Genomic DNA, 21,300 nt, shown 5'->3' on the forward strand with positions numbered 1-21,300 from the left:
TGGGCATGGTCAATCATGATGCCTTGTCCGATGCGTGCAGCGGGGTGGATATCGACCCCGAACTCTTCAGAGACCCGCATCTGGATGAAATAGGCGAAATCGCGCCGGCCTTGCCGCCACAGCCAATGGCCGACGCGATAGGCTTGGACGGCCTGAAAGCCTTTGAAAAATAACAATGGCTGGATGTAGCGATGGCAAGCAGGATCGCGATCGAAAACGGCCATGATATCGGCACGTGCCGCTACACCAAGAACCGGATCGCTGGCATAGGCCTCGTCGGCGATTTCGCGCAAGAGCTGTTCGGACATCTCGCCCGACGCAAGCTTTTGCGCCATGCGATAGGCCAGTGCCTTTTCCAACGTGCCGTGATGCAGCACGCAGCCATGGATCATCCCGCCCAAAAGCGGCTCATCGGCCACGGCCTGTGCGGCCTCTTCCCGGATACGGCTCCAGACGGGATCGACCCCGGCCAGTTTGGGTTGCAGCTTTGCCATGACCATGACCTCCGATATGTCGTGGTCTTCTTACCGCAAATCGCGGGGTCGGTCCATGAAGTATGCGTTAAAACAAAAACCTATACCGGTGCAGGCAGGGTCAGATTTGCGTAGTGGATCACCAAGCGCACTGTCCCACCCGCGAAATTGCCGCCCTGTGCGCTCAGCAAAAGCGGTGTCGCCTCCCAATAGACGATCGGCGCCGCTGGGCCATTAACCCATGAGTTGAGCGATACCCCAAGCCCTGTGCCGAAACGGCCCGTATCGCCCGCGACCCCAAGGCTCCAGTTTTGTGCGGTGCCGGTGATGGTATCGACCACCCGCCCCGTCACCCCGAACAAGACAGCACGCGGCGGGATCAACACGCTGCTCGACAGGCTCGTCCCGGCCGTGATGGGCAGGTCGAATTGCAAAGATTGCAACGCCAGCGCCGCACCTGCCGGGCTTAGGGTCATCGCCCCCATTTGCCACGCCGCGCCATCCCATATGGCAGATAGACCCGCGTCCCGCACAAAAGCGCGCCATCCCACCCGTGGCGGCACAAAGACCCATCCGCCGCCCACGCGCAGCGCCAGCTGGCCCGCCTGCCCCGCCCAATCATCCGCCGCCCCATCAGGCACGCCATGCAGCGTGCCATCAGGCGCGGACACCGGTGGGCTGGCTTGGCTGACCGAGGCCAGCACCAAATGGGTCAACGCATCGATCCGCGCCAAGGCTTCGTTCACGGTCACATGTTTTTGCGCCTGTGCAGGGGCCAAAAGCGGAAGCGACATTAGTGCTGTGTCAGTCATCGAACGCGATCCTTGAAAATGGCCCCGGCCCGAAACGATCGGACAGCTGGGCGACCTCGATTGCATAGGCGCCTGCGATGCCATCCTCCGCCCGCATCGCGGCGCTATAGGTAAAAATCGGCGCGCTCAGCACCGTTTCCCGGCGCTTCTCGGCGCCGACCCAAACGCGCAGTAGATATTGCTCGCTGGTCTCACCCAGCGGCACATCGAACCCTTCCCAGCTATCGCCGTCGATCCGTGTGCGTCGCACCCAAGACAGCGTCAGACCATCGCCCTGCCTGCGCGCGCGCAGGTGGGCGGGCGCGAATGGCCGCAAGCCCACGCCGCGAAAGCTACGGACGCGTTCGACATAGCTGGCATCATCGACCGCCCGCATCGCCGGACCGATCCGGTAATGGCGTGCCAGACCTCTTGCCGCGATGGGCAAGTCGATCTGCACCGGCGCACCGTCAAGCAAGACAAAAAGGCTCCCCTCAGGCCAGATCGCGGGCATGATCGCATCCGTCCCCTGTTGGCCGCGCAACCGCATTCCGATCTCCCACAGGTTTTCGCCCACCAGCGTCGCATCGGCGAACTGTATGACCTCCCAGTCATCTTCGTCGCCCGAACCAATCGCCGCGACATTGGCACCATTCAACACGGTTCCCCGCTCTGCCCCCGATAGCTGGCCTGCAGGCAATTGCACCCGGAACGCCGCCCCGCGATCCCACAAACCCGCCGTCGCAGCCCGCAGCGGCGTGACCAACCGACCGATCAGCGCGCGCCGCTCGACAAGACGGTTCAGCAAAAAGCCATCTGGCCCCGGCGCGGCATAGGCCGCCACGGTCCCCGGCCAGGGCAAGGCCGAGATAGCAAGATGCGGAGCATGTTCGACCTCGGCCCCGCTCAGAAGGGGCAAATCCAGAAAAATTGGGCTGACCGGCACCGGCGCGACATAAGGCGCCGTCACGACAACCTCCTCGACCGCATCGGAGGGTTCGCGCGATGTCGGCTCCACCCGCACTGCCGCAATCTCGCGCACCCCGCGATCCTCGATCCGGTCGATCCGCCAAGTCGAGCCATCGGCCAGCGCCACCATCTCGCCCGCGCCGAGCGCCCGGCGCGAAGGTGGCAAAACCACATTCAGCTGATCGCGCGCGATCCGTGCCTCGGCCAACCAGCGCTCGGCAACGGCCTGCCCCTCCGGTCCGGTCAAGGCCATCGGCAGATCAAGCGCCGTCACACCATCGGCCCCGTCTTGCGGAAACACCGCCTCGGCAACCCGGTCCTCGTAACCCGCCTCGGCCGCGACATGGCCCAGCCGTACGCGACCCACCACCTCGGCCGCCGCCGCGCGCGTTTCGGCCAAACCACCCCCGCCATCCGCCTCGTAAACCGTATCATCGCGCGTGATCACCACCGCACTGCGCCGCGGCAAGGGCAAGAATACCAGCTTGCCGTCGCGCTCCGCCGCCTGAAAGGCATGGGTCAGCATCAGGGCCTGCAAGCGCGCCCGCGCGCTTTCCGTCTCGCCAGAGACATGGCCCCGCACCAAACCGAACAGCGCCGAGACGTCATAATCATGGACCCCAGCCGTCTCGCACAGCTCCGCCACCACCCTGTCCAGCGGCGCCGCCTCGATCCGACCCGTCACCCAATGGCCCAAGCGCCAGTTACCGCCATCCGACCAAAGCCCTGTCTCGTTGGGAAAGGTGGGCCATGGCCGCGCATCCCATGCCCAGACATGGGCATAATCCATCTCAAGCATCCGCCCACCATAGACGGCCGAGACCGGATTGCGCGCTGGATCGTCCCAATAAGACATGATCGCGCGCAGATATTGCGCCTGGATAAGATCATCACGCCGCCCCGTCGAAAAACGCGGCAGGGCGCTTTCGGCGCTTTTGGGGTCAAAGAACTTGTTGGGTTCATTGGTCCCCTTGTCCACAGCCGGGCAACCGATCTCGGTGAACCGCACGGGCTTGGAGCCGGGTATCCAAGCCGTCCGATGCAGCGCGCGCGCGCGCACCTCCAAGCCGACGAAAACCACCGTGTGACCGGGAATGTTGTTGCCTGGACCAAACCCGAAATTGGCCGCTTCGTCGGTCGTCTGCGGGATGATCTCGCAGCGAAACTCGTAAGTGCCATCGGTATGCTGAAGGTTTTCGACCGCTTGCACCACGTGACCGGACAAAAGGCTGGGCTGCAGATCTCCCGGCGCGCCGACGACATAGATCCACTGAACCGCCGGTCCGCGATGATCCAGCGTCAGGCGCAGATAGCTCGCCGTTCCCGCGCGGTAAAACAGCCGCACTTCGTAAGTCGTGTCTTGCCGATGCAGAAAGTCGGCCGAACGCAGCCCAGACAGGTAATTTCCCGCGACATCCGCGATCTCGACCGCGTTGCGAAACCGGCCATCGACGAAATCGCCCGCTACCAGGGTGAAGTCAGCCCCCCCGACGCGTGTCCAAAGGTCAGGCCGGTCGCCATTCGGCACCGCCCATCCTGCAGGGCCGTTGATCCGGTTGTGATGGCGCGATCCCCACCAATTGCGCAGATCTTTGTAGCGAAACACCCAAGGCTCATCGAACAGCCCATCTGTGATCGGCTCACGGCGCTGCGCCGCGCGCGCCTCCTCGGTGGGGTAATACCAATCATACCCCTCACCCCCTTCGATATTGGCCTTGAGATAGTCCAGATCATGGATCTCGCCCCATTGGGCATCGGCATGATCGCCCCCATCGCGCCAATCGCTCAGCGGCATGTAATTGTCGATGGCGATGAAATCGATGTTCCCATCGGCCCAAAGCGGGTCGAGATGAAAAAACACATCACCCGTGCCATCCTGCGGTTGATAGCCGAAATATTCCGACCAATCAGCGGCATAGCTCAGCTTCGCTTGGGGCAGCAGCGCGCGCACCTCGGCGGCCAAGGCGATCAGCCGCGACACCGCCGGAAAACCCTGCGCATCGCGCATCTGCGTCAGCCCCCGCATCTCCGAGCCGATGCAAAACGCATCCACACCACCCGCCGCCGCCGAAAGTGCGGCCGCATGCAAGATGAAGCGCGAATAGCTCCATTCATCTGGCCCCGTGTAGCTGACCGCGCCGGGGCTGACGGTGAAATCGCTGGCGCGCGCCGTGCCGAAAAAAGCCGCCACAGCCACGCCATTGGCAACCGACCCATCCGGGCTGCCCGGCATGTCCGGCGCCAGCGCGCCGGTGATCCGTCCCCGCCACGGCAAGGGCGGCTGCTCCGCCCTTCCATAGGGGTCAGGCAGACCGTTGCCTTGCAGAATTTCCATCAACAAGAAGGGGTAGAGCATCACCTCCTGCCCGCCTCCGCGGATCGATTGGATCGCCTCGATGATCGAGGCATCGGCGGGCGTACCGCCATAGATCGGCCGCCCATCGACCTGCGCCAGCGTCAAGGCCTCCGAGCGCCCGATCCCGCCTGCGCGCCACGCCATCTCGACCCCATCCAGCGCCGTATCCTCGACCTTGGGCCTGACTCGACAGGCACCCGCGCGCAGATCATCGCCGAACCATGAATAAATCAGGCTAACAGATGCCACGTTGGGCAGGCTCGCGCGCATCTGCTCTAACGCACGGTTGAAATCCGCCCCACCGGCCTGCGTGTTGGTGTTGACCGCCTTGCGATGGCCGAACCCGTTATCCAGCGTGATCTGGCGCGTCGACAGCGCGTATTCCCCCGTTCCTGGCATCATTGCCACCGCGCGCACCAGATCGGCCGCAGCGGGCAAAAGCGCGCCCTTGGGCTGGGCCGGGCGTATCACCTCAAAGGCGAATTGCGGCACCCGGTTGCCAAAAGGTGCGAGGTCAATATCCTCGAACACCACATAGGCAATCCCCCGATAAGCAGGCACATTGCCCGCCCCCTCAACCGCCGCGATCAGCGGATCAGGCATCTGCGACTGCGTCCCGTGATAGACCCGCATCGCGATAGTGGTCTGGTCCAGTTCCACCCCATCGGCCCAGACGCGGCCGATCCGCCGGATCTCGCCCTCGCACAGCGCCAAGGCAAGGCTGACGGAATAGCTGTAATTGGTGGTCACAGGCGTCGGCGCGGGGCGCGGGGCCGCACCCTTGCCGCGACCGCCCCCACCGCCGCTGGTCGTGACCGTCTCGACGAAATGGGTGGCCCAGATCACCTGCCCGCTTAGCCGCATCCGCCCGAAAAGCTGGGCGATCGGCGTCCCCTCATTCGCGCCAGTGACCCGAAAGCGATCCACCCGCCCGCGCTCCACAGGCTCCGACCCCGAGCCCGTCGCCATCAGCCGTTGGTCGATCACACGGCCCAGCGTCGCGCCCACCGCGCGCCCGACCACGGCCCCCGACAGCCCAAGGATCGGACCCGTCGCCATGCCGCCGATAGCCGCGCCCGCGGCCGATAATAGGATCGTCGCCATGCTTGTCACTGCCTTTCCGGAAACGCGAAACGCGCCACGATGCGCCGCGCCCAAGGCGGCGTCAGCGCGCTTTCCACCACGCCATGCCCGCTATAGGCATGGATGAAACTGGCCCCGTGGCCGATTGCGGCCTGAAGGCCCAGATGCTTGGCGACACCGCCATCGCGCATGCGAAACAAGATCACATCGCCCGGAGCGGCCTCGGCCAGATCCTTGGGCACAAGATTCCGCAAGGCCGCCTGCCACAGCCTTTCGTGCCCCGACGCCTCGGACCAATCGGCGGTATAAGCCGGCACGACCTCGGGCTCCTCCCCGATCACCTCGCGCCAAATGCCCCGCAAAAGGCCAAGGCAATCGCAGCCCGCACCACGGCAACTGGCTTGATGCACATAAGGCGTGCCCAGCCAGCCTCGCGCCGCGTCCACAACGTCGCTCACCGCCTGCTGCCCCCATCACGCGCCGAAACGCGGCTGGGATGCGCGATCAACCAATCATCACCGGGCAAATCGGGAAATCCCCGGAAGTTCAGGATATTGGCGAATTTCAGGCGACAGGTCTCCATCCGCTTGTCGCAACCAGCACTCAGTTGCACCTGATCGCCTACCGCCATCTCGCTGCGCAAACGGTCCCACAACTCCACCCGCCGCAAATCGCCCTCGACCCGGTCGATCTTGATCGCACCACCCAAGCCTTGGGCGGGTCCACTCGCGATCCGGCAATGCCCGCGCTCGAACCAGCGCGGCACGAACACCGCAGACAGCGCCAGCATGAAGACCCGACCATCGGTGACCGAGACGATCTCACCTGTCCCCCGAAACCCGGCACCCGTCAGATCGACACCGCATTCAGCATCCCCCAGAACCGCCGTACAGGCCCGCTGATAGACCCGGCCCGTAGCCACGTTCATCCGCTCCGACAAACCGCGCAATTCCGCGGAGAAAGCCCCGCCACTGCGCGTCAACTCGCCTAAGTTGCCACGAAACTGCAGCACCCGGTTCTCGGGCTGGCTCCATTGCACGAGCCACGCTTCGATCATCGCACCATCATAGCGGCCCGCGACGATATCGGCCTCGGTGATCGCGGCATCGCTCAACGCACCGATGGCTTCGGTGTTATCGACGGCCAATCCCGTGCTTTGGCTCAACGTACGCGCTGACAACCCGGTTTCGGGTCGAAAATCACAACCCTCGAAAGCCAGCGCCCGGTCATGATCGGTAAAGCCCAAACTGACCCCGTCGCCACGCGTCAACCGCCAGCACCGGCAAAGTTCCGTCGTCCCTGTCGCCAGATGCGCATCGATGCCCGCAACCCCGCTCATAGCCGGATCTCCACCACCGGCACCGCGGGTACCTCGCCAGCTTGGAAACTCGCGACACTCGTCTGGATCATCTCGGTGTCAAAGCGTACCGGCACATCGAATTCAAAACCTGCGGTGATAATCTCACCCGCATCCGGGGCCTCGCTGAAGGTGATGATCCCGCCGGCCAGATCGACCTCGAAATCCACGCCCAAAACCTGCTCATCGGTCGAGATCCCGACGAGAACCGAGCCCTCGACGGGCTTGGCAATGGGGCGCAGATAGCCCTGCGCACCCACACCATAACGTTTGCTCAGCGCAAAGCTACGCGTCACCCCATCGGCGATCGCAATTTCTTGGTCGCGATAACCGGGCGTTTCCGATGGCAGGCAGCTTTTGAAATCCGCCCAATCCTTCCATCGAAAGCCGAACATCTGCCCGCGCCGCGCTTCGAAAAAGGCGATCAACACCGCGATATCGTCCAATGACCGCAGGCTCAGCCCCGCATCATAGCGCCGCCGCGACTGCGCCCAGGGCGTGTTGCGTTCTTCATAGCCATTGGTCAGCTGCACCACCTCGGTGCGCCGCTCCGGCCCCCCGGATGAGCCGAAGCTCAGATTTGCCGGGAAACGAACTTCGTGAAAAGCCATGGCCTGCCTCCTCAGCGGTTACGCTGGCCGCGCGCCAAGGCGCGGCTCATCTGGGCTGCGATCTGCGTCTGGCTGCGCGCGAAACCCTGCACATCGGGGGTGGTGATGTTCATCACGACCTGCACAGGCCCCCCGGCGCCTGCTACAGCCACCCCAAGCCGCCCATCGGGGCCACGGCGCAGCGGCATGATCGCCTCTGGCCCCGCCTCGCCCATCAGCCCCATACCGCCGCGCATCGCGAAACCCGTGGGCCCCTGCACCACACCGCCACGCGCAAAGGGCATCACCCGGCCCTGCGCGATGGCGCCGCCCTTCTGAAACGGCAGGATGCTACTGACCAATCCGTTGAGCCCATTGGTCAGGGCCGAGCCGAGCGCATTCTGCACCGGCCGCATCGCGGTGTTATAGGCCGCATCCAGCATGCTTTGCGCCACACCGCGCAGCGCATCCGACAGCCGCATCCCGTCGAACACCACACCGTCAAAGGCCCGCCGCAGACCGCCCCCGATCGCACGGCTCATGCTTTGCACCTCGCGCCCGGTATAAAGCAGGCTGCCTTGCATGCCCCGCAGCTCGGCCTGAAACGCCGCCGCCACGCTGGCCGTGCCTGCCATCGTGATCTCCAGATCGGCGATCTGCGCCTCCAGCGCTTCGATACCCTCATCCATCCCGGTCATGACCATTCTCCTTCTTCGCCATGTCTGGAAACCGCACGAGCAAAGCCTCCAGCCCCGCGCGCCGCAACGGCGCCGCATCCGGCGCATCGCCCAACATCAAAAGCAGTTCCGCAGGCGTCAGCCGCCAAAACGCATCAGGCATCAGCCCAAGCCCCTGCAGGCCCGCCCGCATCAGCGCCGGCCAATCAAACAGCGCCCCGCTCATCCCGGCACCTGGAACGCTACCACCAGCAAACGCGCCGCCACGCGGGCGGCCTCCAATGGGCCGCCCTCGATCTCGGCAGCCAACAGATCGGCCAGATCGCCCTGCCACCCGCCACCGCGCAGCCCTGCACAGACCAGCAACAACACATCCCGCATCCGAAGATCATCGCCCTCGAACCGCGCGACCAGATCGGCAAGGCTCTCGGCCTCCAGCCGCGCCTCCAACTCGGCCAAGGCCCCAAGCGTCAGCTTCGCAGCGCGCCGCTCACCATCGATGACCATAACGACCTCACCCGCCCAAGGGTTGGCCATCGCTCAAAGCGCCGAAAAAATCAGCGCACCAGCCGATGCCATCGACACCTCATAGGTCGCCTCGCCGTCATGACTGCCGGCATATTCAATCCCGGTGATTTGGAAGTTTCCCTCCACGATCCCGAAATCAGGGATCACCACCTGAAAGTCCGGCGTGGCCCCGTCGAAAAAGATCTGGCGTGCGCGCGCATCGGTGGCGGCATCCCGAAACACGCCCGACCCGGATATGCTGGCCGATTTCACACCACCCCCAGCCAACAACTCCCGCCATCCACCCGCCGATTCAAGGCTGGTGACATCTACCTGCTCGGCATTGAGGCTCAACCGCGTGGCCCGAAGCCCCGCCATGGTCTCGAACACACCGTTTCCATCCATATCGACCTTGACCAAAAGATCTTTTCCACTCTGCGCAGACATCGTTTTTCCTCTTCACTAACAACAAGATGAGTAGCGGTTTTAGGGGGTTTCCGCATCGACCAGGGCGCGGAACCACAATTCGATCTCACGACCTCCATCGCGCCGACTGGCGCGCGCGCGCAAAAACCGCAGCGCGACCAAGCGGCCACGCGAGAGCACAAGATCCGCGCCGCTCAGCCGGTCGGACACCGCCGCCGCAAGTGCCTTGGCCGCACCAAAGCCCGCGCCTTGGCTGACGATCGTCACGGTGAAATCATGGACCGCCCCGTCATGGGTCTTGTCCGAGGCATCGCGCACCCGCTCTGGCCCCAAGACGACGTAAAGCGGCGGCATCGGTCCCGGCGGCAGGGCATCATGCACCGCACCTCCCGACAAGGACGCAACCGCTGCATCTTCGGACAAGGCCCCGAAAACCGCCGCCTGCAATGCGGCCGATATGCCGTAGCTCATCGCCCCACCTCCTCGATGGCGAAACAGGTCAGCCAGCGGCCCGTCGCATCGCTTTCATGCACCGCCTCGATCCGGTAGATCCGCGCCCCGTCGCGAAAGCGCATCGTCGCATCTGGGCGCGCGGCCGCACCTTGCGGGGCAGCGCGCATCGTGATGGTCAACTGCAAGCGCGCAGCCTGATCCACCTCGCGGCCCGCACCGCGCATCGTGACAGCCGCCCAGATTTGCCCCCGCGCGACCCAAACCTCGCTATAGCCGCCCGCGCCATCAGCGACGCGCGAAGGCGCCTCCAGCAACAAGCGCCGATTGAGATGGAACGCCCTCATGCCCCACCACCCCTCAGCCGGACAGGGCGATGCGGTTCCAACAACACCGCAACCGCATGGGGGAGGCCTTGGCTCGGATCGCTGTCCTGCCCCCAATAAGTCCCGGCCAAAATGATCACCGCTTGCTGCAGATCGACGGGAATGTCATCCCAAGCGGGACCAAAGCCCGCCGCGAACTCCACCTCGACCGACCCCGCCTGCGCCGGTTGTGGCAGCTGCGCGCCACTGGCCACCAAAAGCGGGCGATGCATATCGGGTTGCAGCCGGTAGCCGGACGGGTCGACGCTGACCGCCGTGCCATCGCGCGCAAACATTCGGATACTCACGATCTCGCGCACCGGCGCCAATGGCAGCGGATGGGTAGCAGCACTTTGCCACGCCAGCACCGTCAATAGAAAACGCCGCGCGAACAAGGCTTTGCCAATACGCGCTTCAATCGCGGCGCAGGCGGCGCGCAAGCATCGCTCAAGGGCGGGGTTCTGGCTCGCATCATCGACAAAGCCTTGCGCCAGCCGCAAATGCGCGGCCAGCGTCGCGACAGGAAGCGCCGCGCTTGGGGTCGCGGTCAATTCGACCATCATCATCCTGAAATCTCCCGAGTGCCTGTCGTGGAAAGGTGGGACGGTGCCCCGTCCGCGCTGCTCGAGCGGAGAGACGCGCAGCTGGATCGCGTACGGCTCACCGTCCCTCCCGCCCGCCGAACGTCGCCGATCGGGGGCGGGATTGCGTCGCTCCGCTCAACGACGGATCAGGCCTGCCCGAATTTCATCAGCTTGATGGCGGCATAATCCGACACCGCACCGCCCACGCGCTTGGTGGCGTAGAACAAGACATGCGGTTTGGCGCTGAACGGGTCGCGCAGCACGCGCAATTCGGGACGCTCGGCAATGGTATAGCCCGCCCGGAAATCGCCAAAGGCGATGGCAGTGCTGTCCACGGCGATATCAGGCATGTCCTCCGCGATCAGCACCGGATAGCCCATCAACCGCGCAGGCTCACCCGCCGCCAGCCCGTCAGCCCACAAGAACCTCCCATCGGCATCCTTCATCTTGCGGACGGCACCCGCGGTCTTGGAGTTCATGACGAAGGTGGCGTTGGCGCGATACTGCGCCCCCAGCGCATAAACCAGATCGACAATCGCGTCGGCCGGGTTTGCCGCGTCGAAATCACCGGCCGTCCCCGTCACCACATAGCCCAGCGTGCCCCATGACCAGCCGTCATTGGGCATCACGAAGCCGTTCAACACCCCCGAGGGGCGCCCCGAACCATCGCCATTGATAAAGGCATCGGCCTCGGCGCGCGCGAACTTGTCCGCGATACGCCCCGCCAGCCAGCCCTCAATATCAAAGGCCGCATCGTCAAGCAGGCGCTGCGACGCCTTGGGCATCGCCGACAATTCATGCAGCGCGATCGAAATCCGCTCGATCTGCGGCGTGCCGGTCTCGGTCGTGTCGGTCACCTCATCGGCCCAGCCGGCGCCGGTGTCGGTGGTATCGATCAGCACATCGAAACTGCTCGATTCCACCTGCACGATATTGGCCACGGCCCGCAGGCTCGCCGAGGAACGCAGCACCGACTGGATCGTCTCCGCGGTTTGTGGATCGACCAGATAGCCACCCTCGGCATTCACCGCGGTGCTCATGCCCTTGCGTTCGATTTCCAGCCCGCGCAGCGCATCATCATCGCCATTGCGCAGATAGCTCGCCAACGCCTTCTTATGCGGCGCGGCCTGATCGATCTGCGCCGAAAGTGCTGGGCGCGAATGGGTCGTCATCTTGGTGTTCAGCATGGCAATACGCTCTTCCTGCTTATGAAATTTTACCTTCATATCGTCCTGAAACTGATTGAATTCGCTTAGAAAGCCGCTCATGGCATCCTTAACGTCCGCAATCGCTGAAGGGGCCGCACGGGTATTGTCCGCCGCCCCTGATCGGGTCTCGGTCATCTCCATCACCTCTGTTTTGGATGGTTGGGGTCAGCGGGGCTCGCGCGCCGCCAGCTTGGCGCGGGCATCCTCAAAGGCCCGTGCCAAATCATTCAGGTCGCCTTCCGCCTTGGCCTCTTGCGCCATAGCCGTCGAACCGACCCGTGCTTTGGGAAGCATCGGGAATGTCACCAATGACACCTCCCACAACTCCACCTCGGACAAGAGCCTGCGCCCCTGACCGTCCTTTGTCGCACGCAATGTGCGATATCCGATCGAAAGCCCGTCGATCGCACCCGCCGCAATCAGGGCCGCCGCCTCACGCGCGCGCGCCACCTCCAGCAGGAGCCGCCCCTTCACGAACAACCCGCGCGCATCCTCGCGCACTTCATCCCAGACCCCGATAGGCTCGGTCGGGTCATGCTGCCAAAGCATCCGCACCCGCCGCCCATTGCCCGACAGCCGCTTCAGGCTCGCGCCATAGGCGCCTTTCTCGACGATATCGCCGCCTTGATCACACTCTCCGAACAAGCTGGCATAGCCCGCGATGTCGTGACCATCGGACACCGTCAACGCCTCGGTATCGAAGCGGGCAAATTTGGTCTCGAGTTGAGATGGAAAAAAATCATTCATATCATATACCTAATTGATGATATTCAACTGGAGTAGTTCTTGCAGCCCTTGCGCCAGAACGACCGACACCATGCCGAATACCGCCAGCCATAGCCGCCGCTCCAACCGCTCCAACGCCGCCTCGATCCCCTCGAGGCGAAAGCTCAACGCCTGCCAGCGCTCCTCTAGCACCCGCTCATTGGCATCGATCCGGGCGCTCGCTGCATCGAAGGGCGCATAAAGATAGCGCGAACCGCCGCCCTCTCGCGCGCTCATGCGCCCTCCGGACGCTCAGGCAAACCGAGCAAGTGCCGCTTCTCGGCCTCAGTCAGGAAATCGGCCTCTGCAATCCTGCGCCAATGGCTGTCGCGCTCAGCGGCCAAGGCTGGAACCTGATCCAGATCAGGTTCAAGATCGACCGCAACCCCGGAAAGCCCCGACAGCCAAGCGGCCAGATGCGCCAAGACCTTCTGCGCCAAAGGCAGCACGGTCAGCCGATAAAAGGCGCGGTTGGCCTCGGCATAATTGGCATAGGTCGCATCGCCCGGAATACCCAAAAGCATCGGTGGCACCCCAAAGGCCAAGGCGATATCGCGCGCCGCTGCCTCCTTGGTCTTCTGAAACTCCATGTCCGAGGGGCTGAACCCCATGGGCTTCCAATCCAAGCCCCCTTCCAACAGCATCGGCCGCCCGGCATTGCGCGCGCCCTGATGATGGGTCTCCAGCTCTTCTTGCAGGCGCGTGAACTGATCATCCGACATCGCCCCCGTGCCATCAGCCCCCCGGTAAACGATCGCCCCCGAGGGGCGTGCGGCATTGTCGAGCAAAGCTTTCGACCAGCGCGCCGCCGCATTATGCACATCGATCGCCGTGGCGGCCGCCTGCAATGGCGCCAAACCATAATGGTCATCCTGCGGGTGAAAGGTCTTGATGTGACAGATACCCTCGGCCGCATAACGATGGGTGCGGCCGCCCACGACATAATCATAAGCCATCGGCCAGCCATCCGCCCCCGGCACAAGGCTGATACGATCCGAGCGCAAGACATGCAGTTCCACTGCACCCCCATCGTCACCCTGCACCGCTTCCAGATAAGCGTTTCCCGCCAACATCAGCTGCGCATAGACCGCCTCCAACAACTCGGCCCGGCCTTGCGCTTGGTTGGGGCGTGCCAAAAGCGCCAATAACGGATGTACATTCATACGCTGCGCATCCTCGCGGCATAGCACGGGCAAGGCCGCCGCCGCCTCTGCGATCAAGCGCACGGCACGAAAGCCAACCGGATTACCCTGAAAGCCGTTGCGCGTCAGTGAAACCGTGTCGCGCGGGCTCCAGGCCACGCGTCCCACCGTTCCCCAGACAGCCACCCGCGCAGCTGCCGATGCCTTGGTCTCGACCTTTTCGATCTTGCCTTTTTTAAATAAATTCATACCCATGCACCGCACTCCTAAGGCAACATAAAAACGGGTCAGCCTGCAAGGCGCCCCGTGCCGACCCCAAGCGGGTCATGGTGGATCAGATCTTCAAAGCCGGGCTAGATCGCACGGATCTGCGGGCTCAACGTCCGCATCCCGGGTCGCAACAACCCATCGGTCAGCGCCCAGACCAAGGCGTCAAGCCGGTCCGGGCTGCGCCCGCCCTCATAGCCACGCAAGGTCATCAGGCACATCTCATCCTCCAGCATCGGCAAGCAGCCCAGATGGCGCACCCGGCCCTGCTCATACAAAGCCGCAACAGGTTCGGCACGCGCCGCCTTGCCCTTGACCGCCCGAACGGGCCGCAAATTCACATGCGGATCGACCTGCCGCATGATCAGCCCCACCATGTCGCCCCCTTGGTTGACCTCGGCGACCATGCGGCTCGCCCCATGGCGGTGATACGCCGCCGCCGCCGCCTCGGCCCAAGCCATGGGGCTTGCCGCCTTGATACTGGCATCCTCCAGCACGATCGCCCGCCATTCATGGGCCGGGCCGTTCTCCTCGATCGCAACCGCCACGATCCCGCATGCATCCGAGCGGGCATGCCCGGTCACCGGCGGATCGACCGCGATGATCACCCGCGCATCCGTCGGCACGTGATCCACCCGCAACCCATCCAGCATGCTGCGTGTCCACAGCGCATCTTGCGCGTCTTCCAACAGCTCGCCGTCCAATTCCTGTCGGCCCAGCCGCGACTTGCCGTAGCGCGCGCGCACCTCGCGCAGGAAACTGGGGGCAAGATTGGCCCGATTGGCCTCGGTCGCGGCCTGCGTCACCACCGTGCTGTTGCGCTGCAACAGCGACTTCAACACCGCCACATTGCGCGGCGTCGTCGTCACCACCTGCCGCGGATGATCGCCTAGCCGTAGGCAGAACTGCAGCATATCCCATGTTTCCTGACCTTTCGGCCATTTCGCCAACTCATCGGCCCAAGCCGCATCGAATTGCGGACCGCGCAGCGCTTCCGGGTCATGGGCCGAATAAAGCCGCGCCTCCGCCCCGTTGGGCCATTCCAGCCGCCGCTCTCCCGCGATCCAGCGCGGCGCACGATCGGGCGGTGAGCAGGCGATGATCCCGCTCTCGCCCTTCACCATCACCGCCAAGGCCTGATCATAGGTCTCGCCCACCAAGGCCAGCCTACGCGCCTGCCCCGGTGCGCCGGCGGTGGGGCCCTCGACCATTGCACGCACCCATTCGGCGCCCGCCCGCGTCTTGCCCGCGCCGCGCCCTCCCAAGACGACCCAGCTCGTCCATTCCCCATCGGGCGGTAATTGATGGGCCAGCGCCCAGAATTCGAACAAATAGGGCAGCGCCGCCAAGGCCTCGTCACTCAACCCCTTGAGAAACGCATCCATCGTCGTGGGCGGCGCGCAAGCGAGCCACTCTGCGCCCGATTTCAGCCCGGGCAGCATCAAGGTCAAGCTCTCCACTTCCGCGTCGTGTATATCTCTGGCTTCCTGCATCACGCGCCTTCACCTCCACCTGAAGCGCAGTCTGAAAGGCGGCGGCAACCGCGCGCACATCCTTGACCACCTCGGTTGCATCGCCGTCTGGCGCCGCGCGTGCCGCGTCGAGCGCGCTCTCCAACAGCTCGACCGCGACCTCCAGCGCCTTGTAGGCCCGCGCCACTGTCCGGTCCGCCTGCGCGAGGTCCGCACTCTCGGTCTGTCTGTCGATCATCGCATAGCCTCGCGTGGGGAAACCCTCCCGGACACGAGCAGCACATGAGTTGGGATCAACGCACCTGATCTGCACGTCAGGCACAAAAAAACGGCCGCGGGGTTTAACCCCGGACCGTTGCCCATGTATTCCAGCTTGCCCAAACAGATGCCACGGAGCGCGCGGCGGGTCAATAAGTTTTTTATTTACAGAGGGTTAACAGGGAAAATTTCATTAACATCTCGGCAAGAAACACTCCCGCCTCACTGCCCGGCCGCTTCGCGTTCGGCCTCGATGCGCCGCCATTGCGCGACATTTCTGTTATGTTCATCAAGGGTTTCGGCAAAGGCATGGCCCCCCGTCCCATCTGCCACGAAAAAGATCAGGTTCGTGTCATCCGGGTTGACCGCAGCCTCGATCGCCGCGCGGCCGGGGTTGGCGATAGGCGTCGGCGGCAAGCCGTCGATCACATAAGTGTTCCACGGCGTCTCGGCCCGCAGCTCGCTGGCGCGAATCCCGCGCCCCAAAATACCGCGCCCCTCGGTGATTCCATAAATCACCGTCGGGTCGGTCTGAAGGCGCATCCCCCGGTTCAAGCGATTGATGAACACGCTCGACACCAGCCGCCGCTCCTCGGCCACGCTCGTCTCTTTCTCGATGATCGAAGCAAGGATCAGCGCCTCCTCCGCGCTGGCCAAGGGCAACCCGTCTTGCCGGCTCTCCCATGCAGTGGCCAGGATCACCTCTTGCGCTGAGACCATGGTGTCGACAATCCCTTGCCGATCCTGCCCCCGCCGCACTTCGAACGTATCCGGCGCCAAGGCACCTTCGGGGGGCACCTCGGCAATCTCGCCAGACAAGAAATCGGCGGCGCGCAGCCCCTCAACGATCTGCCAACTGGTCAGCCCCTCCGGCACCGACACGCGATAGGCCAGCGGCGTGCCATCCGCGATCAAGTCGGCATAGACTTCCGGCACCCCGTCCTCATAAGCGAAATCAGCCAGTGCCACGATCTCGCCTGTGCCCGGCACGCGCTCGCGCAAGCGCAACTCGCCGCTGCCCTCAAGCCGCAAAACATATGTCGCCGTGTAGCGGAAGGTCGAGGGTCCGCCCGTCGTCACGATCGCCAGCACCTCTTCCATAGAAGCGCCGGCCGGTATCTCGTAATTCCCGAACCGCAACTGGCCCGACATATTGGCGTAATCGGCCCCCAAGCGGAACAGCAATGCCGACGAAACAATCCCCGCCCCCTCCAACTGCTCCGACACCCGCCGAAGCGTCGCCCCCCGCGGCACTTCGAAAAATGCAGCCTCCACCAAGGGGCCGGCCGCACGGAATTCCCGCTGTCCCCAAGCGATTGCCCCAGCCAAGGCGATCAAGACAATGATCAGAAAACTCATACCATTGGCGGCGACACTCTTCCACATAAGCTGGTTATACCCGTCCCATGATCAAGCAGGCATTGGTGCCACCAAAGCCGAAGGAATTGGATTGGACGATGTTGATCTCGCCTTTTCGTGCTGCGTTGGCGCATAGGTTGATCGCCGTTTCTGCCGCCGGATTATCAAGGTTGATTGTCGGCGGTGCAATCTGGTCGCGAATGGCCAACATCGAGAAAATCGCCTCGATCGCACCTGCCGCCCCCAGCAAATGGCCCGTGGCCGATTTCGTCGATGACATCAAAACCTTGGCCGCATGATCGCCCATCAAGCGTTCCACCGCGCCCAATTCGATCGTATCGGCCATGGTCGATGTGCCATGCGCATTGACATAGTCAATGGCCGAGGGCTCCAGACCCGCCCGCTTCAATGCAGCCCGCATCGCGCGCTCAGCCCCTTCATGATCGGGTGGCGGCGCGGTGATATGATAGGCATCGCCCGATAGGCCATAGCCGAGGATTTCCGCGTAAATCTTCGCTCCGCGCGCCTTGGCGTGCTCATATTCCTCCAGCACCACCACCCCCGCGCCCTCACCCATCACGAAACCGTCGCTGTCGGCATCCCAAGGGCGGCTGGCCTTTTCCGGCTCATGGCCGCGCTTGGTCGAGAGCGCCTTGCAGGCATTGAACCCCGCGATCCCGATCTCGCAGATCGGGCTTTCGGCCCCGCCCGCCACCATTACATCGGCATCCCCCCACTGGATCAACCGCGCCGCATCGCCGATGGCATGCGCGCCCGTCGAACAGGCCGTGACGACCGCATGGTTCGGCCCCTTGAACCCGTAGCGGATCGACACCTGCCCCGAGATCAGATTGATCAGTGCGCCGGGCACGAAAAAAGGCGAAACCCGCCGCGGACCCTTTTCCTTCAGCGTGATCGAGGTATCGGCAATCGACGACAGCCCCCCGATCCCCGAACCGATCAAGACGCCCGTGCGCTCTTGGCCGTCGGTATCGCTTGGCATCCACCCCGAATCCGTGACTGCCTGCACCGCCGCCGCCATCCCGTAGAGGATGAAATCATCGACCTTGCGCTGTTCCTTGGGCTCCATCCAGTCATCTGGGTTGAAGGTGCCATCGCTGCCATCACCGCGGGGCAATTCACAGGCGTAGGTCGTCGCGTGACCGGTGGTGTCGAAGCGCGTGATCAGCCCCGCACCGGATTTGCCTGCCAAAAGCCTTTCCCAAGTCTGTTCGACACCGCAAGCCAGCGGCGTCACCAGCCCCAGCCCCGTCACAACCACTCGACGCATGCCCCTGAGCCCCTTTGTCTATCATCCCGACATTCGCGATGTGATACCGCGCCCGATGGTGCGGGCGCAATCCCCAGCCACCTTGCGCGGCCCCCCAAACGCGAAACGGCCCCTGCATCGCTGCAAGGGCCGCTCTGATCACACGATCACAAGACCGCTTATTGTGCGCCTTCGATGAATTTCACCGCGTCGCCGAATGTCTGGATCGTTTCGGCCGCATCATCGGGGATCTCGATGCCGAATTCTTCTTCGAAAGCCATGACCAACTCGACAGTGTCGAGCGAGTCGGCACCCAGATCGTCGATGAACGAGGCGTTTTCCGTCACCTTGTCTTCCTCGACGCTCAGGTGCTCCACCACGATCTTCTTCACGCGCTCTGCGATGTCGCTCATCTTCATCCTCGTTCGTTGCGGTGCCGCTTGATATCCGGCGCCTCGTTTGCAATGTGCCACTCGGGCCGCTCATGGGGCGCCCGTAACGGCCACGCCCTTGCCTGTCGAAAACGCAAGCATCCCCGACAAATCTGCGCCGCCTATAACATAGAACGAAACGAAGGCAACTGCCTTAGCGTCATGGCGGCTTGCGCGATCACAGCATCGCCATGCCGCCATTCACATGCAGCGTCGTTCCCGTGACATAGCCCGCCTCGGGGCTGGCAAGGTAAAGCGCTGCCGCCGCGATCTCGTCGGCATGCCCCATCCGCCCCGCCGGGATCTGGACCAAAATCTTGCCCTTCTGATCCTCGTTCAGCTTGTCGGTCATCGCCGTCTCGATGAAACCCGGCGCGATGCAGTTCACCGTGATGCCCCGGCTGGCGACTTCATAAGCAAGGCTTTTCGACATCCCCACCATCCCCGCCTTGGAAGCGGCATAGTTCCCCTGCCCCGGATTGCCGGTCGCCCCCACGACAGACGAGATATTCACGATCCGCCCCCAGCGCGCCTTCATCATCCCGCGCAAAACGCCGCGGCACAGCCGCATGGTCGATGTCAGGTTGACCTCGATCACCTGCGACCATTCCTCGTCCGACATGCGCATGAACAGGTTGTCGCGTGTGATACCTGCGTTGTTGACCAAGATATCGACCGCACCCATCGCCTCGATGGCCTGCTTGGGCAGCGCCTCGACCTCGGCTGCATCGCCCAGATTACAGGTCACGACATGGGCGCGCGCGCCCAATTCGGCGGCCAGCGCCTCAAGCGGGGCCAGCCGCGTCCCCGACAGCGTGACCTGCGCCCCGGCGCCGTGCAGCGACCGCGCGATCGCTGCTCCGATACCACCCGAAGCCCCCGTCACCAACGCCGATTTTCCAGCCAAATCAAACATGATTGCCCCTTTCCGTCCTTAATTTGTCACCAGCAGACCAAAGCGCGCCAGATCGGCGTCACTCAACCGATATTCATCGCGCATGGCCCGCGTCGCTTTCATGAAATCCGCGAAACCCGCATCCCCCAGCATCGTGGTGACCAAGCGCTGGCGATCGGCATCCGCAGCGATGCTGCGATCCACATCAACCCCCATGCGACGCTGCATGGCATCGCTTTGCAGCACCAGCGCGCCACCGGCCAAACGCCGCTCGGCCCCACCGAGGAACAGCAAGATCGCATCATTGACGACGTCGCCCCGCGCCTCGGCCTGCAAGCCCGCCGCGCGGATCAGCCCCGCCATCTGCGCGGCCCAGACAACATCATCCGCCCCCGCCATGTCACCCAAGGCGATCACGGTGATCTGTGGGCTTTCCTCCAACATGCGCTGCAAACGATCGGCAGCCGCGCCATTCACCGGCCCGGACAGATGCAACACCTGCCCCTCCAACCGAAAGGCCGTCGCACCCGATCCGGCAAGCTGGATCAACCCCGCACCGCCCAAGACAAAGGCCAAGACAACGGCTCCGATGATCGCCAATCGCCTACCCATGCAAAAGGCTTTCGGCGGCGGCGCGCACCTCGTCGGCGGTCGCGATACTGCGGGTCTCCACCTCGCGCGCGATACGCTTGACCATGCCGCTTAGCGCCTTGCCCGCGCCGATCTCCCATGTCTCCGTGACACCGTTTTCGACCATCCAGCCGATGCTTTCACGCCAGCGCACGCGGCCCGTGACCTGATCGATCAGCCGCACCTTGATCTCGGCCGGGTCACTGCCCGCGCATGCCGTGACATTGCCGACCAAGGGCACCTGCGGCGCGCGCAGATCGACCTCGGCCAAAGCGGCGGCCATCGCCTCGGCGGCCGGTGCCATCAAGGCGCAATGAAACGGCGCGGATACCGGCAGCGGGACCGCCCGCTTGGCGCCTTTTTCCCTTGCGATCTCGACCGCGCGCAACACCGCTGCCTCATGGCCCGAAATCACCACCTGCGCGGGGTCGTTGTCATTGGCCGCAGCGCATACCTGATCTTGCGCTGCTTCGGCCGCGATCGCGGCCACCGCGTCGAAATCCAATCCCAAAACGGCCGCCATCGCGCCTTGGCCTGCCGGCACTGCCGCCTGCATCGCCTCGCCGCGCAACCGCAACAGCCGCGCCGCATCACCGATCCCCAAAGCCCCCGCCGCCGCCAATGCCGAGTATTCGCCAAGGCTGTGGCCCGCCACGAAAGCCGCCGCCGTGATCGAAACACCCTCCGCCTGCAAAGCAGCCATCACGGCCATGGATGTGGCCATCAGCGCGGGCTGCGCATTGCGCGTCAGCGTCAGCTGGTCTTGTTCCCCTTCCCAGATCAGCGCCGACAGCTTTTCGCCCAAGGCGACGTCAACCTCGTCGAAAACTGCGCGCGCCTGCGGATAGGCTGCGGCCAGATCACGCCCCATGCCGATGGTCTGCGCCCCTTGGCCGGGGAAAAGAAAAGCTCGTGTCATGCGCGATCCCTCGTCTTGCTTGCCTCATGGGCTAGCGCAAGCAAGACGCGGGCGCA

25 protein-coding genes and 1 pseudogene are annotated in these 21,300 nt (G+C 63.9%); all 26 read right to left on the reverse strand.

Annotated features, from left to right (window positions below):
- On the reverse strand, positions 1-494 hold a 494-nt coding region (locus ACTG4J_RS04035; RefSeq protein ID WP_439137314.1), incomplete at its 3' end, for a serine O-acetyltransferase.
- Between the two features lie 80 nt (positions 495-574).
- A complete protein-coding gene (locus ACTG4J_RS04040) occupies positions 575-1,285 on the reverse strand; it encodes a DUF2793 domain-containing protein (protein ID WP_439137315.1) in 711 nt (236 codons plus the stop codon).
- A complete protein-coding gene (locus ACTG4J_RS04045) occupies positions 1,278-3,578 on the reverse strand; it encodes a baseplate megatron protein TIM-barrel domain-containing protein (RefSeq protein ID WP_439137363.1) in 2,301 nt (766 codons plus the stop codon). Before ACTG4J_RS04045 ends, ACTG4J_RS04040 begins: the two co-directional genes overlap by 8 nt.
- Positions 3,579-3,713: 135 nt before the next feature.
- Positions 3,714-5,693: pseudogene (locus ACTG4J_RS04050) on the reverse strand (baseplate multidomain protein megatron); the annotation flags it as partial.
- 5 nt (positions 5,694-5,698) lie between these two features.
- Positions 5,699-6,130, reverse strand: coding sequence for an NlpC/P60 family protein (locus ACTG4J_RS04055; RefSeq protein ID WP_439137317.1), 432 nt, complete (start codon positions 6,128-6,130; stop codon positions 5,699-5,701).
- A complete protein-coding gene (locus ACTG4J_RS04060) occupies positions 6,127-7,011 on the reverse strand; it encodes a DUF2163 domain-containing protein (protein WP_439137318.1) in 885 nt (294 codons plus the stop codon). Before ACTG4J_RS04060 ends, ACTG4J_RS04055 begins: the two co-directional genes overlap by 4 nt.
- The gene (locus ACTG4J_RS04065) at positions 7,008-7,640 is read right to left on the reverse strand and encodes a phage distal tail protein, Rcc01695 family (protein ID WP_439137320.1); all 633 of its coding nucleotides are present in this window, start codon (positions 7,638-7,640) and stop codon (positions 7,008-7,010) included. Before ACTG4J_RS04065 ends, ACTG4J_RS04060 begins: the two co-directional genes overlap by 4 nt.
- Before the next feature lie 11 nt (positions 7,641-7,651).
- Positions 7,652-8,317, reverse strand: coding sequence for a phage tail tape measure protein (locus tag ACTG4J_RS04070; RefSeq protein ID WP_439137321.1), 666 nt, complete (start codon positions 8,315-8,317; stop codon positions 7,652-7,654).
- A complete protein-coding gene (locus ACTG4J_RS04075; protein ID WP_439137323.1) occupies positions 8,301-8,522 on the reverse strand; it encodes a rcc01693 family protein in 222 nt (73 codons plus the stop codon). The genes ACTG4J_RS04070 and ACTG4J_RS04075 overlap by 17 nt, the downstream gene beginning before the upstream one ends.
- A complete protein-coding gene (locus ACTG4J_RS04080; protein ID WP_439137324.1) occupies positions 8,519-8,833 on the reverse strand; it encodes a gene transfer agent family protein in 315 nt (104 codons plus the stop codon). The genes ACTG4J_RS04075 and ACTG4J_RS04080 overlap by 4 nt, the downstream gene beginning before the upstream one ends.
- Before the next feature lie 3 nt (positions 8,834-8,836).
- A complete protein-coding gene (locus ACTG4J_RS04085) occupies positions 8,837-9,250 on the reverse strand; it encodes a phage major tail protein, TP901-1 family (RefSeq protein ID WP_439137325.1) in 414 nt (137 codons plus the stop codon).
- Between the two features lie 39 nt (positions 9,251-9,289).
- Entirely contained in the window at positions 9,290-9,700 is a 411-nt protein-coding gene (locus ACTG4J_RS04090; protein ID WP_439137327.1) for a DUF3168 domain-containing protein, read from the reverse strand.
- Positions 9,697-10,026: a head-tail adaptor protein gene (locus ACTG4J_RS04095; protein WP_439137328.1), complete on the reverse strand. Its 330-nt coding sequence runs from the start codon at positions 10,024-10,026 to the stop codon at positions 9,697-9,699. Before ACTG4J_RS04095 ends, ACTG4J_RS04090 begins: the two co-directional genes overlap by 4 nt.
- The gene (locus ACTG4J_RS04100) at positions 10,023-10,610 is read right to left on the reverse strand and encodes a head-tail connector protein (RefSeq protein ID WP_439137330.1); all 588 of its coding nucleotides are present in this window, start codon (positions 10,608-10,610) and stop codon (positions 10,023-10,025) included. The genes ACTG4J_RS04095 and ACTG4J_RS04100 overlap by 4 nt, the downstream gene beginning before the upstream one ends.
- Positions 10,611-10,774: 164 nt before the next feature.
- Positions 10,775-11,977, reverse strand: coding sequence for a phage major capsid protein (locus ACTG4J_RS04105; RefSeq protein WP_439137332.1), 1,203 nt, complete (start codon positions 11,975-11,977; stop codon positions 10,775-10,777).
- A 24-nt stretch (positions 11,978-12,001) separates the two neighbouring features.
- Positions 12,002-12,583, reverse strand: a complete 582-nt coding sequence (locus ACTG4J_RS04110; RefSeq protein ID WP_439137334.1) for an HK97 family phage prohead protease — start codon at positions 12,581-12,583, stop codon at positions 12,002-12,004.
- A 9-nt stretch (positions 12,584-12,592) separates the two neighbouring features.
- A complete protein-coding gene (locus tag ACTG4J_RS04115) occupies positions 12,593-12,838 on the reverse strand; it encodes a GTA head formation protein, RCAP_rcc01685 family (protein WP_439137335.1) in 246 nt (81 codons plus the stop codon).
- Positions 12,835-13,998 carry a phage portal protein gene (locus ACTG4J_RS04120; protein ID WP_439137336.1) on the reverse strand — a complete coding sequence of 388 codons (1,164 nt, stop codon included), beginning with the start codon at positions 13,996-13,998 and terminating at the stop codon, positions 12,835-12,837. The genes ACTG4J_RS04115 and ACTG4J_RS04120 overlap by 4 nt, the downstream gene beginning before the upstream one ends.
- Before the next feature lie 98 nt (positions 13,999-14,096).
- Entirely contained in the window at positions 14,097-15,395 is a 1,299-nt protein-coding gene (locus ACTG4J_RS04125) for a DNA-packaging protein (RefSeq protein WP_439137338.1), read from the reverse strand.
- Positions 15,367-15,720 (reverse strand): hypothetical protein, encoded by a 354-nt coding sequence (locus ACTG4J_RS04130; protein WP_439137340.1) that lies wholly within the window; start codon positions 15,718-15,720, stop codon positions 15,367-15,369. Before ACTG4J_RS04130 ends, ACTG4J_RS04125 begins: the two co-directional genes overlap by 29 nt.
- A gap of 242 nt (positions 15,721-15,962) precedes the next feature.
- On the reverse strand, positions 15,963-17,126 hold the full coding sequence (gene mltG, locus ACTG4J_RS04135; RefSeq protein ID WP_439137341.1) for an endolytic transglycosylase MltG: 1,164 nt from the start codon (positions 17,124-17,126) through the stop codon (positions 15,963-15,965).
- Positions 17,127-17,133: 7 nt separating this feature from the next.
- Positions 17,134-18,390, reverse strand: coding sequence for a beta-ketoacyl-ACP synthase II (fabF, locus tag ACTG4J_RS04140; protein ID WP_439137342.1), 1,257 nt, complete (start codon positions 18,388-18,390; stop codon positions 17,134-17,136).
- Between the two features lie 158 nt (positions 18,391-18,548).
- Positions 18,549-18,782, reverse strand: a complete 234-nt coding sequence (locus ACTG4J_RS04145; protein ID WP_168624685.1) for an acyl carrier protein — start codon at positions 18,780-18,782, stop codon at positions 18,549-18,551.
- A gap of 196 nt (positions 18,783-18,978) precedes the next feature.
- Complete coding sequence (fabG, locus tag ACTG4J_RS04150; RefSeq protein WP_439137344.1) at positions 18,979-19,716, reverse strand: 3-oxoacyl-ACP reductase FabG; 738 nt, start codon at positions 19,714-19,716, stop codon at positions 18,979-18,981.
- A gap of 18 nt (positions 19,717-19,734) precedes the next feature.
- Positions 19,735-20,295 (reverse strand): hypothetical protein, encoded by a 561-nt coding sequence (locus ACTG4J_RS04155; RefSeq protein ID WP_439137346.1) that lies wholly within the window; start codon positions 20,293-20,295, stop codon positions 19,735-19,737.
- 4 nt (positions 20,296-20,299) lie between these two features.
- Positions 20,300-21,244, reverse strand: coding sequence for an ACP S-malonyltransferase (fabD, locus tag ACTG4J_RS04160; protein ID WP_439137348.1), 945 nt, complete (start codon positions 21,242-21,244; stop codon positions 20,300-20,302).
- Positions 21,245-21,300: the final 56 nt, after the last annotated feature.

Origin of the sequence: Roseicyclus sp., from assembly GCF_965662675.1 — a bacterium.
In the GTDB taxonomy this organism is placed as follows: domain Bacteria; phylum Pseudomonadota; class Alphaproteobacteria; order Rhodobacterales; family Rhodobacteraceae; genus Roseicyclus.

What these genes read in the sequence shown, in the direction of transcription:
- ACTG4J_RS04100 (WP_439137330.1), bottom strand. Translation starts at nt 10,610, where the DNA reads ATGATGATGGTCGAATTGACCGCGACCCCAAGCGCGGCGCTTCCTGTC.
- ACTG4J_RS04080 (WP_439137324.1), bottom strand. Translation starts at nt 8,833, where the DNA reads ATGGCCAACCCTTGGGCGGGTGAGGTCGTTATGGTCATCGATGGTGAG.
- ACTG4J_RS04125 (WP_439137338.1), bottom strand. Translation starts at nt 15,395, where the DNA reads ATGGATGCGTTTCTCAAGGGGTTGAGTGACGAGGCCTTGGCGGCGCTG.
- ACTG4J_RS04110 (WP_439137334.1), bottom strand. Translation starts at nt 12,583, where the DNA reads ATGAATGATTTTTTTCCATCTCAACTCGAGACCAAATTTGCCCGCTTC.
- ACTG4J_RS04105 (WP_439137332.1), bottom strand. Translation starts at nt 11,977, where the DNA reads ATGGAGATGACCGAGACCCGATCAGGGGCGGCGGACAATACCCGTGCG.
- ACTG4J_RS04115 (WP_439137335.1), bottom strand. Translation starts at nt 12,838, where the DNA reads ATGAGCGCGCGAGAGGGCGGCGGTTCGCGCTATCTTTATGCGCCCTTC.
- ACTG4J_RS04075 (WP_439137323.1), bottom strand. Translation starts at nt 8,522, where the DNA reads ATGAGCGGGGCGCTGTTTGATTGGCCGGCGCTGATGCGGGCGGGCCTG.
- ACTG4J_RS04060 (WP_439137318.1), bottom strand. Translation starts at nt 7,011, where the DNA reads ATGAGCGGGGTTGCGGGCATCGATGCGCATCTGGCGACAGGGACGACG.
- ACTG4J_RS04130 (WP_439137340.1), bottom strand. Translation starts at nt 15,720, where the DNA reads ATGATCGACAGACAGACCGAGAGTGCGGACCTCGCGCAGGCGGACCGG.
- mltG (WP_439137341.1), bottom strand. Translation starts at nt 17,126, where the DNA reads ATGTGGAAGAGTGTCGCCGCCAATGGTATGAGTTTTCTGATCATTGTC.
- ACTG4J_RS04095 (WP_439137328.1), bottom strand. Translation starts at nt 10,026, where the DNA reads ATGAGGGCGTTCCATCTCAATCGGCGCTTGTTGCTGGAGGCGCCTTCG.
- ACTG4J_RS04120 (WP_439137336.1), bottom strand. Translation starts at nt 13,998, where the DNA reads ATGGGTATGAATTTATTTAAAAAAGGCAAGATCGAAAAGGTCGAGACC.
- ACTG4J_RS04065 (WP_439137320.1), bottom strand. Translation starts at nt 7,640, where the DNA reads ATGGCTTTTCACGAAGTTCGTTTCCCGGCAAATCTGAGCTTCGGCTCA.
- fabD (WP_439137348.1), bottom strand. Translation starts at nt 21,244, where the DNA reads ATGACACGAGCTTTTCTTTTCCCCGGCCAAGGGGCGCAGACCATCGGC.
- ACTG4J_RS04145 (WP_168624685.1), bottom strand. Translation starts at nt 18,782, where the DNA reads ATGAGCGACATCGCAGAGCGCGTGAAGAAGATCGTGGTGGAGCACCTG.
- ACTG4J_RS04085 (WP_439137325.1), bottom strand. Translation starts at nt 9,250, where the DNA reads ATGTCTGCGCAGAGTGGAAAAGATCTTTTGGTCAAGGTCGATATGGAT.
- ACTG4J_RS04090 (WP_439137327.1), bottom strand. Translation starts at nt 9,700, where the DNA reads ATGAGCTACGGCATATCGGCCGCATTGCAGGCGGCGGTTTTCGGGGCC.
- ACTG4J_RS04040 (WP_439137315.1), bottom strand. Translation starts at nt 1,285, where the DNA reads ATGACTGACACAGCACTAATGTCGCTTCCGCTTTTGGCCCCTGCACAG.
- fabF (WP_439137342.1), bottom strand. Translation starts at nt 18,390, where the DNA reads ATGCGTCGAGTGGTTGTGACGGGGCTGGGGCTGGTGACGCCGCTGGCT.
- ACTG4J_RS04070 (WP_439137321.1), bottom strand. Translation starts at nt 8,317, where the DNA reads ATGACCGGGATGGATGAGGGTATCGAAGCGCTGGAGGCGCAGATCGCC.
- fabG (WP_439137344.1), bottom strand. Translation starts at nt 19,716, where the DNA reads ATGTTTGATTTGGCTGGAAAATCGGCGTTGGTGACGGGGGCTTCGGGT.